The sequence below is a fragment of the Martinezella calliandrae genome, from assembly GCF_030272695.1.
Classification (GTDB): domain Bacteria; phylum Pseudomonadota; class Alphaproteobacteria; order Rhizobiales; family Rhizobiaceae; genus Rhizobium; species Rhizobium calliandrae.
This window is the reverse complement of record NZ_JARFYN010000244.1, coordinates 1-317: the sequence shown is the minus strand read 5'-3', so window position 1 is coordinate 317 and position 317 is coordinate 1. Positions and strand designations below refer to the sequence as shown.

The 317-nt window shown below is 64.7% G+C and carries 1 protein-coding gene; it reads right to left on the bottom strand.

Going from position 1 to position 317, the window contains the following annotated elements; translation table 11 throughout:
- Positions 1 to 317 (bottom strand): M14 family metallopeptidase (locus tag PY650_RS36940; RefSeq protein WP_285885064.1); only part of this gene is annotated, 317 nt, incomplete at both ends.

The following is a 317-nucleotide window of genomic DNA, read 5'->3' as shown; positions in this document are numbered from 1 at the left end:
TTGTCACGCCGACGTGGTGAAGGAGCCGCATCACGCCGTGCTCCGCGATATCGATGGCCGCGGGCGATACCCCGCCGCCACCGCCGAGCTCTGTCGAAAATTCCTGCACTCCTTGCCGCTGGCAGGCGCCGATCAAGGCGCGGTCGCCGCCCGTCGAATGCTCGATGATCATTCCGATCGGCATTCCGAATGCGCGAAGGAGATCGAGAGCATCGCCAATGCGGCCAGGATTGGACGGACGTGCGACGACCGCACAGGGCAGGTACTCGATGCTAAGGCTGCCGGAATGCAGGTCGATCGCGTAGTCGACGCGCGTC